The following is a 13,442-nucleotide window of genomic DNA, read 5'->3' on the forward strand; positions in this document are numbered from 1 at the left end:
TCGACGACATCGCCCCAAAAGTCTTGCCGGACAGCAAGCTCGGCGACGCCGTCTCCTACACCCTGAACCAATGGGGATATCTGACGCGTTACACCGAGGACGGCAGCATGCCGATCGACAACAATCTTCTCGAGCGCGACATCAGGATTTTTGCAACTGGCAGGAAGAGTTGGTTGTTCAGCGATACTGTCGACGGAGCTAAGGCCAGCGCCGTCATCTACAGCCTGATGTTGACCTGCCGCGCCTGTGGCGTCGAGCCGTTAGCGTGGTTGCGCCACGTCCTCACTGAACTGCCTCAGCGCCCCGAGAACGCAGCCATCGACGACCTGCTGCCCTTCAACTTCCTCAAAGCCGCCGCAGCCTGACCCGACGCGTCCGTCTGAAAGCGATCAGCTGTTGCAAGGGCCGTCCACGTGCGGGGAAATGAGCGCTTACGATACATCCATGGCCGCAGACCTTGATGTACGTCTCGTCCATATGCCACTTGCTGCCGACCACACGCTTGCGCCGGTTGAAGCGCTCCAGCAGCTACGGCGAGAAGTGGGCGACCCAGCGATGCACGGTGGAATGGGCGACCTTCAAGCCGCATTCGGCCATCATCTCTTCCAGATCGCGCAGGCTCAGAGTGTAGGCCAGGTACCAGCGCACGCACAGCAGGATCACCGACTGGTCGAAATGGCGGCCGTTGAACATCACGTGCTCCTCCACAGCTGAGGAGTGTTTCTTGCCATGCTCCGCTTACCAAAAGGTTTGCGACAGAGCCGTTCGAACCGCATGCCGACACCATCGTCAAGGGCGGCCGCGATGTCGATTATGGCCACAAGCTCAACATGACGACGGGCAGGCAGTCTGTTCTTTCAATTTAGACCAACTATGCGGATGCCGCCTCAGTCAATTCAAGAAGGTAACCAATGCCGCGCACGGTCGTGATCCGTGGCGTTGCACCTGACCTACTCAGGTGTCCACGTAAGCGATAGATTCCGACTTCAAGCGCGTTGGCAGATACCTCGTCGTTGAACGAATAGAGGTGATCTTCCAACTGCGCACGAGGCACGATGCGGCCTGCACGGATAAGCAGATGCTCTAAAATACATAGTTCGCGGCGTGCGATCTTCAGAGGATGACCCGAGACGGAAACCTGTCGGCCGATCGGATCGAAATTGAGATTGCCAAATACAACGATGGGGTCGGTCACCTGTGTCGACCGGCGCAGAATGGCTCTCATTCTGGCGATGAGCTCATCGAAAGAGACGGGCTTGAGCAGAAAGTCGTCCGCGCCACCGTTGAAAATTGCAATTCGCTTCTCGAGATCGTTGATGCTACTCATAATGAGGGTTGGAACTGAATGCCCGTCGCTCCTTAGCTGTCTCAGCCAGCCCAAGCCATCGCCATCTGGCAGAGCCAACTCCAGCAGGAGAATTTCATAGGTTGCGCAACAAAATGCCCTCGACGCCTGTTCCAGGTTGCCAACTACATCAACGGCAAAACCGCTATCCCCGAGCGCAACTCGCACAGCGCGCGTAAGATCCACATGATGATCAATGAGCAGCGTTCGCATTTCACGTCCTATCAAGGTCGGACAGGTCACCGTCCGCTGTAAGACCGGGGCGACAGCGGAAGTCGCGCAACTCTTCGTAGTGTTCGTAACGCTCTTTCCGATGGGTGATCGCGGGAGCATGCAAGCCGCACGCCTGCAATAGTCGGGGATGGAACACGTGAAGACCTGTTGACGGGCTGAAACCGTCGGTCGGCCAGCCCACAATGCCACCGACTCTGCCTGCGATTTCTCTGCGCATCGATCCTCCTATGGGTTGCGTCGCAAACTCCAGCTGAGGTCGCAAGGCAGGTTGCGGCTTTGTTCATTGAGAGGACCCCCTGGAGGCAATACCAGGAGGATTCCCTATATGGCACTTCCCGATTTACCACCGGTCATTCCGAACCACGTTCGGCGGCTTTGAAGACACTCATTGAGCGCGGCTAGGTAAATCAAGGGTACGAGCTGCCGGGTGTCGATGCCGCTTTTGAAGCAGGCATCGGCACCAGCTCGGTGAGCGTCGCCCGCGCAATTCAGCGGACGCGCTCGATACACCCAGTCGAATCGTGCCGCAACTTGCCGCGCCGACAGGGCGCCCGAAGACTTCAGACTTGTGACCGAAGGTCTACGCCCAGTCCTCCTCCCATTATCCACCTCCCTCAAATCAAAGTGGACGTTCAATTTGAACAAATTACGCCATCGTATCACAAACGACTTACCGATCCCCGACGTGCTCTAGCCTTAGTGCTTGTTAAGAAGGTCGGCTACTGTCTCTCCGCGTCGCCGGGCATCGGCGGCGAGCCACACCTCCCCCACCTCATACACGTCGCCGTGGGTACTGAACGGCACAATGACGTCAATGGCAGCCGACAGCAGGTCAAGAAGCGTGTGGTCTTCCACAGCAGCTCCTTGCGGGCTGCTCTTGACGAGTGAAAAGAGCTTTTTAAAGCCTTGGACCGGATCCGCCCCATGAATCGTTGATATTGATCCCGCATGGCCGGAGACGACTTCGCTAAGGTAGGCCCAAGCAGCATCATCGCGCATCTCGCCAAGCAATATTCGATCAGGGCGCATGCGCAAGCTGGCTTGCAACAGTTGCTCGGCTGTCACCGCACCTACGCTTGCTCGGTCCTTCGGATAGAGTAACCGGACATGGTTCTCGTGCGGGATTGCAAGTTCGAGCGTGTCCTCGATACTTATCAGCCTCTCTTGCGGGGGTATAGCGTTGATCAAAGTCTTGCTCATTGTCGTTTTGCCGCTTCCAGTAGGTCCGCAAAGCAGCATCGTGAGCCGCCCGCAAACGCATGCTCGCAAAAATTGCTCCAAGTCACCATGGTCGTAGTGCTGAAGAATCGTTTCGTCCTGCCGCTCTTGGCGCTCCTTTCGTGACCGCCATTGATTCCAACGCGAGTATTCGTAGCGAGAAGAAACTTCCTTGAGTTCGGTCACACGACTTGAGGGACGCCGTATCGTCAGGCTTATTGTTCCTGAGGGAACAGCGGGCGGCAAACAGATCTGCAGCCGCTCTCCGTTCGGCAGCTCAGTCGCACAGAGGGGGCTTTGCGGTCCGACATCTTGCTTGCGCAGCGCTCCAGCGAGGATCGCGATGTCCTCCAGATCGTCATAAGATAGCGGTAGCGGATGTTTCGTGAAAACGCCGGCCTGTCGGACAAAGGCTTCCCCAGGCCGGTTGATAGCGACCTCTTCGGTCCTTGGCTCCTCAAGCCATTTCAAAACAGGGTTGAGAAGCAAACGCAATTGAGGGTCAGCCTCCGGTCGCATTGTTGTCTCTCCGGCGTTGGCGATGTTGGGGGGCTGGCGCCACGGCGATCGGTCTAAGATCGTATACATCTGAGAAATCGAGGTCCCGAGCCACAAAGATCGATACAGCATCTCCCTGGTTTTTCTTCAGAGTTGGCGGAACGTTGATCGTTGCTCTAAGGGTCGTGTCAACGGCTTGTCCGGCGTTGCTCTGGAAGCTGTTGATGCCGCTTCCTCCACCTGAGCTGCCAGCGTATTGACCGGCGGCCTGAAACGCGCCTTGAATGACGCTCATGAGCATTGCTCCGCCAAAGCGCTGCCAGAAGTGATTATCCACCGTGCCAGGCATTCCGGAGCGGCCGAGCTCGTCAGCGCCCGGCGACGCTAGCGAAACGAGGGCATGGTCAGGCGTTTCGATGCGCGTCCACAGCACGAAGACACGCGCATCCCCCTGTTGGAGACCACGCTGGATCTCGCCAATCACGGTCGTCCCGCGATCCAAAAGCACCACGTTGTTGGTGGCGCCGCGGACGTCTTTAGGTAAGACGCACTTCACATAACCCGGTAAATTTGTGTCGACTGCCGTTTGCAAAATGCAGGGAATTATCGTTCCTTGGGTAATCACGAGATCAGGGTGCGGCAAAAGTGTGGCCCGGCTTGGCTCCTGTATATCTGGCTTCAATCGCCCCGTCAGATCGCCAGCGTCTGAAATCTCATGCGAGGTCGCGGGAGCATCCCTATGGTTGTCTTCGCTCCGCTGACCGTCGTTGGGCATTTGACCGCTGCCACTGTAGGCGAAAATTGGTGTTTCCTCCGGCGGCGGATCAGCTGGCGCCGGAGGCGGCGTGGATGGCGCAGGATCTCCTGCCTGCGCCGCCTGTACGGGTGCTGGAGCTTCGGGAGCAATCTCAATCGGCACGGGGCGGAATGGCTCGGCGTCGGCGACAATTGGAGGTTTTGGCTGAGTTGGCTCGTCTTGTGTGCTGGGACGACCGCCGAGCCAGATGAGCGATAGAGATGAGATGAGAACAAGAGCAGCGACGGCCAACTTCTGCAATCCCGAAACATGCCGGCGGGCCGGCTCCGAGACCATCGATCCTGAGGCATGGACATCATGTCCCGACTGTGGGCCGGTTTCATTCATCGGCCGGGCCTTTCAAAACGCGCCACACGTCGGGTGTCACTGTACCGGTCCCTGGCGCTCGTCCCACAGGGTCATAAGCCCTGTTGAAAATGGACAAGACCGTATTGCCATCTCTCAGACGCCATTCCCGGGCGACTGCGGATACTTCAACATAGTCTCCTTTGACCGTGTAATTGGCAGCGGCTTCCTTGCCGTCGGGATTGATAATGTAGAGGGAGGGTATGCGGGAATTGCTTGCGAAGCCAAATACGGTGGTAAAGCCATTATCGAAAACTTCCAGCGGCGCCAGCGATCGATCGCCCTTTGCGACGTAGTGAAAATTGCTTTCGTCCGGACTGGTAGTTGCGGCGGGCCGATTCAACAAATCCTGAACTCTCTCGTCGCGCAGCACTTTCGCCCGGGCCTGACCAAGAATCGAGCGCCTTTCTGCGTCCTTTCTCTGAGCAGCAGCCTCATCAGCAGGATAGGTGAACTGCACACTGTAGTATAGGTCAGGTTGCTGCTCATCGAGTTTTGGCATCGCTCTCGTTGAAATACTGAAGACGTATCTCCGTGTACCGGACTCACTCTCGGCCAGCACGATGACCGGCTGCGGCGGGAGCATCCGGCTAGCCTTAAAAAAGAGATAGTTGGCGCGCGGGAGCGCAGCCAGGTCTTTGCTATTGGAAACGGCCACGGCTGCGACTGTCTCGTTGGCCGCGAATGTGACAACCAGCGTTGCCCCCACTGCGGTAGACAGGCGCACCACTTCGTCAGGACGGTAAGCCAGGTAGCGCATGCGCGCATCATGCTTGCCGGCAAGTGGTGTGTCTTCCGCGGACGCTTCCATCGTTAAGAAGAGTGAACAGACCAGCGCGAGAAACGCTCTTTTTGTCATGGCTGCACATAGCCCAGGTTCGATACGCTATCTTCCGAGCTTTGATAGGAAGTGACGAGTAGACCTCCCGGATTGGTGAGCCTCGATTGCCCAGGCAGACCCGTCAAGCGCTCGTAGCGGATGGTAGCTGTCCAGGTGGTCACTATCGGCATCTGCCCATCGACAACAAGCGTACGTTTGTAACGGATCTGTTGAACGTCCGGACTGATGTCGTTTGAAGAAATATGCCCGACCTCGAGCTTGCCGCGTTTGCCGACCGTGACTTGCGGCGAGGTGGGATTCGGATAGTTGAAGAAATCTTGATATTGCTGTCGCACAGCCGGCGCGCTGAAACTGGATACGAGGTCATAGGCGTATTGGGCTGTATCTGCTGTGTACCCCTCGCGCAGGCGTACATATTCCCACAGCGAAGCATTTATGACGGCTCGGTCTTGGGTTGCCGGCAGTCGAGAGACTGACACTTCGCTGTCGACGGTCCCATCCGGCCGGACCCAGAGGAACACAGGTACGAGCTTGGCCAACGGGACCATGGCAGCAATGGTAAATGCCTGGGCAACATTTCCTAGGACCGCCGCTGCGGCAAAGGCTATCAGGGCCTTTGACAGGCGCCGCGCAGACTTCGCTCGTGAAGTTTGAAACGCTTCCACCTTCTTATAGTGGGCGGCTAGCGTTTCTCTCTCCACCAGAAGGGCATGTTCAGGAACTTTCACTTTGGCTCTTCCGCGCATTCGACCTGAAGATCCTCAGGGGTGGTTTCCCATTGTCCCACGTTCAGTTGGAATGGGGCACCCGCGCATGTCGCAAGCCCATGGCTCGTCTTGCAGGCGGCCAAAGCGAGGATTGACAGAAGTAGGCAATATTTCATGTTTTTGGCACCGAGCTTGTCGATTGATTAACCACCCGCCGTTTTGGCAAAGTGGCGATTGAGGCTGTTAAGAGGTCGGTTCGCACCTCCCCAAGAGCCGCCGGCGATGCTGCTGGCGATCGTCGGAAGCGCGACGATCAGAGCGTCACCAGCTAGGAAAAGCATGTCGAGCTCGTAAAGCCCGATGATCTTGGCTGCTGTCGTGCCCGAGAATTTGATCATCAAAAGCATGGCTGCCAGCGAGACTGCTTCGGCAGCGATTACTATCGTTGCAACGATGTTGAGGAGGAGAAGCAGCAGCCCGTACGAGAGCAGTTGGCCGATCCATCTGGTGGCTATGTCTCGAGTGTGATCAAAAAGGTAGCCTACAAGGACCAGGGGGCCGATCGTCAAGAGCACCTTCGTCAGAATTCCAACGGCATCGTAGATCTCGAACGCTGTCCACAGCGCGCCGTAGAAAATCCATTGCGCTCCCTCGAAAGCAAGTATGTCCTGGCCGTTCATAGGCCCAATTTCGGAAGCAATCAGCTGAAAGACATACTGGCTTGAAGCAAACATGAGATCGAGCTTCTGGGGGATTCCGATGAAGGGCAAGTCGCTGCCACTGATGTCGTGAGCCAACCTCGGAATCGTGTCGTCGAAGAGCGCTTCAATGTACTGCTGATAGTTGGCCTGCCCTAAGATAAGGGCGACGACAATCGACACCATGATTACGCGCGAGATACCCCCGCGCGCATCGACTTGACCACGCATGACCAGACAGCCTTGGATTATTATCCAGAGCGTGACACACGCAACCAGAGGCGCACTGACCGCCGCTTGGACGTTTTCAAGCACTTTGTGCAGCCCGGACGTGAAGGCCCCATGAAAGATCGTGTGTATAGTCGTGAATGGCGCGGGAATTTTGAAATTCATGGCGTGAGCCTGATGTGTCCCTGATCAGCGCAGCTGAGCCTGATGAACTCTGTGTGGTTTACGGGAGGATGCTAAACATATTAGCGGTGTCCTGATGTTCGCGACGCTGCGTGGCGGCCTCCTCCACGGCGTGAAGGCTCCCTTGTGCAGTGGCCATTGTCAGCAGACTCGTGGCCTGGACATTTTGGATCATCGCATCGTGAATCTGCTTGAGGACCAGACCGTTGGTCACGGTGGCCTGCATAATATTTCCCGAGCGGGAAAGCTGACCAAGCGTGCCGGCGTTATCCTTAAGGCGCTTGTCCATCATGCCCAAAGTGTCGGCTGCAATAGCTGCGGCATTGGCGGCCCCGGCGATTTGTCCCTGTAACAGTTTCGCTTCTGAATCGGTGCCGTTGACTATCCGATTTGGGTCCTTCGCAATGTTACGGGCCATAATCGAAGCTGGCGCCCGAGCATCAAACATCTGCTCCTCCAGCTTATTGCTCGACGGGTAGTGATTTCCTTGGTTCAGTGAGCTTAGCAGTCCCGTGACAGCGAATGACGACGTTAGAATCGTCACCATTTCAATCGTGGTAGCGAGCGTCTCGATTGACCTCTCAAGGATCGCCGCATTGGAAAGCGCTGTTAAGGTCGCTTGTGTTTCTGTTACAGGGTCGCTGACGATAAATTGCGAACGGGCCTGTCCGTGAAGCAGAAGGGAAGCAGCAAGGGTCGTTACTGCAAGTTTGGCAAATTTCATGAATATTCCTCCGTCAGTCTTGAACTTCGTGGTACCGGGCCATGAACTTGTCGAGCCACCCACTTGGGGCGTCTCCGTGCTGGTTACGAAGCTGGTCGGCAAAGCGCACTGTGTTGGCCCGCCCCGAGAGTACGGCTACGTACTCGCGCATCTGCCCAAGATCGAATTCGCAAACAATACTCCCGCTATCGCGCTTGAGCAAAAACTTGCGGCTGCCGATTGCCATTCCCTGGCGGATTGCCTCGAACTCCTGCGCAGTGCACTTCAAGCCATCCACATACGCAGAGCGGTCCGCCGTCGGTGATGGGTAGAAAATTTTCGTCATACATTGCGCAACGAGACTAGCTCCGAGAGGCGATTCCAGAACGTGTTCAGGCTGCTGCGTTGCGAGTATCAACATGCCGTTGTTTTTGCGGACCGTGAGCAAGAACTTGTCGATAACGGCCGAGAATTGGGGGTTGAGTAGATAGAATCGAAATTCGTCGCAGCTCATGACGAACCGACGACCATCGACGATAGCGCCCACTCGATGCAGAAGGTATGCGGCGGCCGGTGCACAGACCTCCTCATATTCCAGGAGCTGCGTCATGTCGAAGCCCGTAATGGAGGCATCCAGCCTTACTTCGTCCACGTCGCCGTCAAAGGCCCATCCAAGCGCCCCCCCTCTACACCACCGCTGCAGCCGTGCTCCTGCGCCCTCGGAGGGGCTGTGCAATAGGAACTCGCGCAGGCCCGCAAGTGAGCGCATAGGGGGTTCGAACGAAAGCTGACGAACAATGCCGCGTTCCAGCCGACGGCTTTCCTCCGGCGAGATCGGACCACGGCCGTCACTCTCGATCAGGGCCATCAACCACTCGCGCAGAAAGTCCCGGGAGGCGGAGGTGTTGTCCAGTCCACGCAGAGGGGCCAAGCCGCTCGGAGCGCCTCTGCGCAACGCAAGATATGTCCCTCCCGTGGCTCGCACCAGCAGTTCACCACCCCGATCCTTGTCGAAGAAGACGATCGCACCATTGCGATCGACCAAGCTTTGCTCAAGCATCGCGAGGACAAAGGTCATCAGCGTCGTCTTGCCTTTGCCAACGGGCCCGAATATTGCCGTCATGCCGACGTCATTCTCATGGGGGATGTAGTCGAAAGAAGTTCCACCGTTTGTGCGAAAGCGCGCAACAGCATTGCCCCAGTGGCCGGAACTGGAACCGCTTGGGAAGTTCTCAAATGAGACGAGCCCGGCAAAATTGTGTGAGGTGATCGCCCCCGGGCGCGTGCGCCACCTGTTGTTCCCCGGAAGTTGGGACCAATATGCGGCCTCCATGCCGATGCCCTCTTGGACGATAACGGCGCCCGCGTCGGCCAGCCGTGCGCGGGCACTTGCTGCGCGATCTGCAAGGCTATTGAGGCTGTCGGCATAGACGCACAGGCTCAGATGATGCGAACCCATCACGAATTCGTTGCTTGCCAGTGCGTCCTCTGCCTCGGCAAGTTCATTGATCTGGGTGAGAGCCTTGTCGCCGGCACTCGTCATCTGGCTGGACTTAAGGCTTAGTTTGGCATGAGCTTGTGGGCGAGTGAGGAAGGAAAAGCTCTGGCTCAGGACAAGCGGGAAGTTGGCGGACAGCAAGGAATTTAGCATGCCCGGCCGCGTCGTCGCCGGATATTCACGGAACGAAAACAATGATCCGACGGAGCTATCCCCGGGCCTTCGAATCTCAAGCGCCCGCTTCCCGCAGATGACCTGGTCAGTGTAGATCGAGGCGCCAAGTGAGCCGGTAACCATCGGAACCGGAAGAAACCGGCAAGTCATCATGAGCCGAAGCGCCTCGCCGATTTCCGTGAAGAGCACGTTGCCTTTCTCACGAATGCCCAACCGGCGCAGACCGTAACCGCCGAGTGCGCCAGCAGTGATGTGCCAGAGGTCTTCCAGGCTCCGCATTTGGGTGGCTAGATCGTGCTCATTCCGTCTGCGGGACTTGGCAATCCGCAAGCCGATCTTGCCGATTGCGGTGCGGGGGGACACGATCAAAGTGAGGAAGTGATCGTTGCGAAAGAGCTTTCCCGACAGCACACGACGCTCGTAGGCCTCGCTCAGACTGCCAGCGAATGCACTTTGAAACTGGCGCGGCGCCGGCGCCGGCACATCGTTGTGTCTCACAAGATGAGCGTATATCGAGACATTGTCATCGGCGATGTTGCGCAAGAGAGTGTTGAACGCGCGGCAGCGCGAGTTGCGCATCTCAGCGTCTTCCAAATCAAAGGGCACACCGTTCACATGTGCCATGGCCATGATCGATCCGTCTTCCAGAAGGACAACCTGATCGCTTACGTGACCAACATACGGAAGGTAGATCTCGCCAGACCTCTCGGTCCGGCCGCTGGCGCCGAACATTACACCATTCCTCTTCCGCGTTTCGGCACTCTGATCGGATTGGCGCTGACGCTTGCGCCTCCCCAGACCGGCCCGTCCACGCTTCTGCCGGCCGTCTGCAAATAGAGCAGCACGACGCTTGCCGCGTTATAGTCACGCTCAACAACCAGCCGTGCTCCGAACCAGAGTGGCACGAGAACGATTTCGTAGAGCGGGTTCTGAAGGATAATGATAACAAGCCCAGCCAACATCATGAGCAATCCGGCCAGCGTCAGCGGCACCCCCAGAAACAGTGCGGGGCGCGTCGCCGCCACATAGAGGGTGCTCACTTCCAACCGGTCGCTCATCAGCCGCCGCCTATGAGCGCCTTGCCCAGGAAGCTGGCCCCGAACATGATGACGATCCCTCCAACGACACCCGCAACCAGGCCAAGTGAAGCACGACCGAACATCCAAGAGATACCGATGGCTACGAGCCCGAGCACGGCCAGTGATTGTCCAAAGGGGCCAAGTATGAACGTGCAGATATTCTGGACCATCTTGGCAGGATCCGTCCCTCCGGTCACCTGAGCCGCGGCTGGCCCGCTGTAGAAGACCGTCCACGCCGCGCCTGCAGCAGCGGCCGGTACATATTCAGCCGCCATGCGCAGCATGGAAAAAGGCGAAGGAACACGCGTTTTAAGCGCACGAAGTATCTTGAGTGGCGTCATCATTGCATCTCCATGTTTCAATCGAATACGAGTTTGTTCGGGTTCGCGGGTTCCCGTGCTTTCGCAGCCTGGCTGCCTGTCGGATCGGAGGGATCGGCCCCGGAGCGGTCTGGCTGATACGAGCCCCAGATGTCCCAAGAATCTTGGTTGGGCTGCTTCTTTCTATTGGCCTGTTGGCTCTGCTGGAGCAGAGGCGGCACGGCTTTCCGACCGGGTGCCTCAAGGTGCGGCACGTCTCGAGCAGTCGGCTCCAGCGTTCTCTCAAGGAGACTTGAGATGTCCTTTGCGGCCGACTCGACCTTGCGTACATAACCGTTGGCGAAGCCATGCGTGACGTCGCCCGTGTTATAGGCCGAGATGGCACGGCGAAGCGCCAGTTGCTGTGCCACAGCAGTGGTGCCGCCGGCATACCGGCTTTCAAGCAGGTGGGCGGCAGCCGAAAGCGAGGCGCAGGGCTCGAAAGCCCTTTCCGGCGTGAGATTGAGCATGGCAAAGTTCTTGCTGTTTATCTGCATCAATCCAACATCGACAGAATGTTGTGCTTCGAGGCGTTCCTTGATGCCCCGCGTGGCTTCCAGGTGGTCTATCCAGCGAAGCTGCTCACCTGTGGTGTTGTCATGAGCCACCAGCGTTTCAAAGCCACTTTCAATCTTGGCAATCGCGGCGAGGGTGGACGGCGCAACCCAGGGGGCGCATTTGCGCGACAGGCTGCGGAACTCACGCGGAGAAAGTGGCGCGGGCTCGGCTGGGAGTGACATGGATGTCATCAGGACGATGGCCAGCGGCCAAGCTGCAATAAACATTCCCTATCACCTACCTTTCCAAGCCGCCGGACGGGTTCTGGCCCTGTCCGGCACGCGCTTATCGGGGAGGTTTGTTACTGTGTGATGTTCAAGTTCAGCTTTTCGGTTTCAATTGAAGCAAAGACCGTGTTCGTATCAGCGTGGGTGAGCATCTTGCGCATGCGTGGGTGGCGCGGGCCCGATCAGCCAGCGACATCCGGAGCATCTTGGTACAATGACTCCTGTACAGGATTGCTCGTCCCGGCCGTCCGTTGCTCCTGGAGTGTGGGCCGCGACTTTGGCGTCATGGATGGTACTTCTGTCAGCGCCAAGCCAAGGACAAAATGGGGAGCTTGGCGGGCTTGTTCAGGCTCGGGATCACCGTGGGGAATCGACTAAGGCGATAAAGCGGCCCAACTTTGCCGGTATGCTGCCGGTCCTTAAAGAGCAGCCATGCGCGGCCCTGCACACTCATATCATTGCTTGAGACGCGAGCTCGTCCGCGAAGCTGGCTCGAAGGCGCAAATCCGCGGCGGCGAGGGTCAACTGGGAAGACGTGGCGGCGCAGCCCTCCTGGTGCGAGCCTCGTTCAGCTGTTCGGCCGCCGCCGCCAAAGGGTGGATCATGCACAGTCCCATCGGCAGATAACCGCACGTCATTGACGGAGTCCGACGGCGCAATGGACAAGCATAGTGACACGCTCAAGATGGAGGAGTTGCAGTAACTGAGAAATGTTAGCCCGGACGTTCACCGCAACCGGCGACCTGCCGGTCGCCGAACAGCATTTGAGGCCGCCGGCCACCTTGGACGAAGCCGGCTTGGCAGGAGACACACTATTTTGCACAAGGCCGCTGCAGCGAATCACGGTCTTCTTCCGCCGACCGCCTCTCCGATCAAGCCAAACGCCGCGCTGCTCAACCATGTCCGAGCTGGATCCACGAGCCGGAGGATATCGAGATGATCCAGGTCCGCAAACTCCAGGATGACCAGGATGCAAGGGCATAGCAGGAAACTTGGCATCCATGAGGTCGAACTTGAGTGATATTGGCAGGCCTGCACCAACGGGGGAGCTCGAAGCGAAAAAGCGAAGGACCACACGGCAGGGTCATGTCGGCGCTTGGACCTGTCTGGTGGCCACGGGCTGCCTTGGTGCGGTCAATTCGCTGGGGATGAAAAGAACAGGACGAGCACGGCCTCACATTGGCCGCACGCAACGGCGAGTGGTATCAAGGAGCAGCTGTTCTGGGTCGGTGCCCCAGGGTTGCTCGGCAACAGGTTTAGACAAGGGGATTCAAGATTGAAGGTGTGCCGTTGAAACATGTTCTTGTCATTGACGATGATGCCGCAATGCGGCGCCTCATCGCCGAGTATCTCACGATGCATGCCCTGAAGGTAACCGCAGTCCACGATAGCAAGCAGTTTGACTATGTTCTTTCACGTGAGCCAGTCGATCTCGTGGTTGTTGACCTTAACCTAGGCCGAGAGGATGGACTTGCGATCGTCCGCAATCTGGCGACAAAATCGGATGTTCCTATCATAGTGATCAGCGGCGACCGGCTTGATGAGGCGGAAAAAGTGGTTGCACTGGAGCTCGGCGCAACCGATTTCATTCCCAAGCCTTTCGGGATGCGCGAATTCTTGGCCCGCATTCGAGTAGCGCTACGCCAGCGCATTTCTAGTCCGCGAACCAGAGAGCAGCGCTCATTTCGCTTTGGGGCCTGGAAGCTCAGCGTGAAGCAGCGGCGACTGAT

Annotated in this window: 13 protein-coding genes and 2 pseudogenes; 2 read left to right on the forward strand and 13 right to left on the reverse strand. The window is 57.6% G+C overall.

Going from position 1 to position 13,442, the window contains the following annotated elements; all coding sequences use genetic code 11:
* The coding region (locus NKI95_RS33080) for an IS66 family transposase (RefSeq protein ID WP_352722048.1) at positions 1-365 on the forward strand (365 nt) is incomplete at its 5' end.
* Positions 366-424: 59 nt separating this feature from the next.
* On the opposite strand, the pseudogene NKI95_RS33085 reads toward NKI95_RS33080, so the two are convergent.
* The 13 genes and pseudogenes from NKI95_RS33085 to NKI95_RS33145 form a co-directional block, all read right to left on the reverse strand.
* Positions 425-693, reverse strand: a pseudogene (locus tag NKI95_RS33085) (transposase family protein); the annotation flags it as partial.
* Between the two features lie 178 nt (positions 694-871).
* Positions 872-1,558, reverse strand: coding sequence for a response regulator (locus tag NKI95_RS33090; protein ID WP_352722050.1), 687 nt, complete (start codon positions 1,556-1,558; stop codon positions 872-874).
* A 717-nt stretch (positions 1,559-2,275) separates the two neighbouring features.
* Positions 2,276-3,316 (reverse strand): P-type DNA transfer ATPase VirB11, encoded by a 1,041-nt coding sequence (gene virB11, locus NKI95_RS33095; RefSeq protein ID WP_023673699.1) that lies wholly within the window; start codon positions 3,314-3,316, stop codon positions 2,276-2,278.
* Positions 3,300-4,439 carry a type IV secretion system protein VirB10 gene (virB10, locus tag NKI95_RS33100; RefSeq protein ID WP_023679589.1) on the reverse strand — a complete coding sequence of 380 codons (1,140 nt, stop codon included), beginning with the start codon at positions 4,437-4,439 and terminating at the stop codon, positions 3,300-3,302. Before virB10 ends, virB11 begins: the two co-directional genes overlap by 17 nt.
* Positions 4,432-5,316, reverse strand: coding sequence for a TrbG/VirB9 family P-type conjugative transfer protein (locus NKI95_RS33105; RefSeq protein ID WP_023679588.1), 885 nt, complete (start codon positions 5,314-5,316; stop codon positions 4,432-4,434). The genes virB10 and NKI95_RS33105 overlap by 8 nt, the downstream gene beginning before the upstream one ends.
* Positions 5,313-6,026 (reverse strand): type IV secretion system protein VirB8, encoded by a 714-nt coding sequence (locus NKI95_RS33110; RefSeq protein ID WP_023679587.1) that lies wholly within the window; start codon positions 6,024-6,026, stop codon positions 5,313-5,315. The genes NKI95_RS33105 and NKI95_RS33110 overlap by 4 nt, the downstream gene beginning before the upstream one ends.
* Positions 6,023-6,181 (reverse strand): type IV secretion system lipoprotein VirB7, encoded by a 159-nt coding sequence (locus NKI95_RS33115; RefSeq protein WP_081731114.1) that lies wholly within the window; start codon positions 6,179-6,181, stop codon positions 6,023-6,025. Before NKI95_RS33115 ends, NKI95_RS33110 begins: the two co-directional genes overlap by 4 nt.
* 27 nt (positions 6,182-6,208) lie before the next feature.
* A complete protein-coding gene (locus NKI95_RS33120) occupies positions 6,209-7,096 on the reverse strand; it encodes a type IV secretion system protein (protein WP_023762840.1) in 888 nt (295 codons plus the stop codon).
* A 58-nt stretch (positions 7,097-7,154) separates the two neighbouring features.
* The gene (locus NKI95_RS33125) at positions 7,155-7,838 is read right to left on the reverse strand and encodes a TrbJ/VirB5 family protein (protein WP_023673704.1); all 684 of its coding nucleotides are present in this window, start codon (positions 7,836-7,838) and stop codon (positions 7,155-7,157) included.
* Positions 7,839-7,851: 13 nt separating this feature from the next.
* On the reverse strand, positions 7,852-10,221 hold the full coding sequence (virB4, locus tag NKI95_RS33130; protein ID WP_023685155.1) for a type IV secretion/conjugal transfer ATPase VirB4: 2,370 nt from the start codon (positions 10,219-10,221) through the stop codon (positions 7,852-7,854).
* Entirely contained in the window at positions 10,221-10,547 is a 327-nt protein-coding gene (locus NKI95_RS33135) for a type IV secretion system protein VirB3 (RefSeq protein WP_023673706.1), read from the reverse strand. The genes virB4 and NKI95_RS33135 overlap by 1 nt, the downstream gene beginning before the upstream one ends.
* Positions 10,547-10,852, reverse strand: a complete 306-nt coding sequence (gene virB2 / locus NKI95_RS33140; protein ID WP_023673707.1) for a pilin major subunit VirB2 — start codon at positions 10,850-10,852, stop codon at positions 10,547-10,549. Before virB2 ends, NKI95_RS33135 begins: the two co-directional genes overlap by 1 nt.
* A 74-nt stretch (positions 10,853-10,926) precedes the next feature.
* Entirely contained in the window at positions 10,927-11,712 is a 786-nt protein-coding gene (locus tag NKI95_RS33145; protein WP_352480565.1) for a type IV secretion system lytic transglycosylase VirB1, read from the reverse strand.
* Between the two features lie 1,290 nt (positions 11,713-13,002).
* On the opposite strand from NKI95_RS33145, the pseudogene virG reads away from it, so the two are divergent.
* A pseudogene (gene virG, locus NKI95_RS33150) lies at positions 13,003-13,442 on the forward strand (two-component system response regulator VirG); the annotation flags it as partial.

Source organism: Mesorhizobium sp. M0306 (assembly GCF_040321655.1).
Classification (GTDB): Bacteria; Pseudomonadota; Alphaproteobacteria; order Rhizobiales; family Rhizobiaceae; genus Mesorhizobium.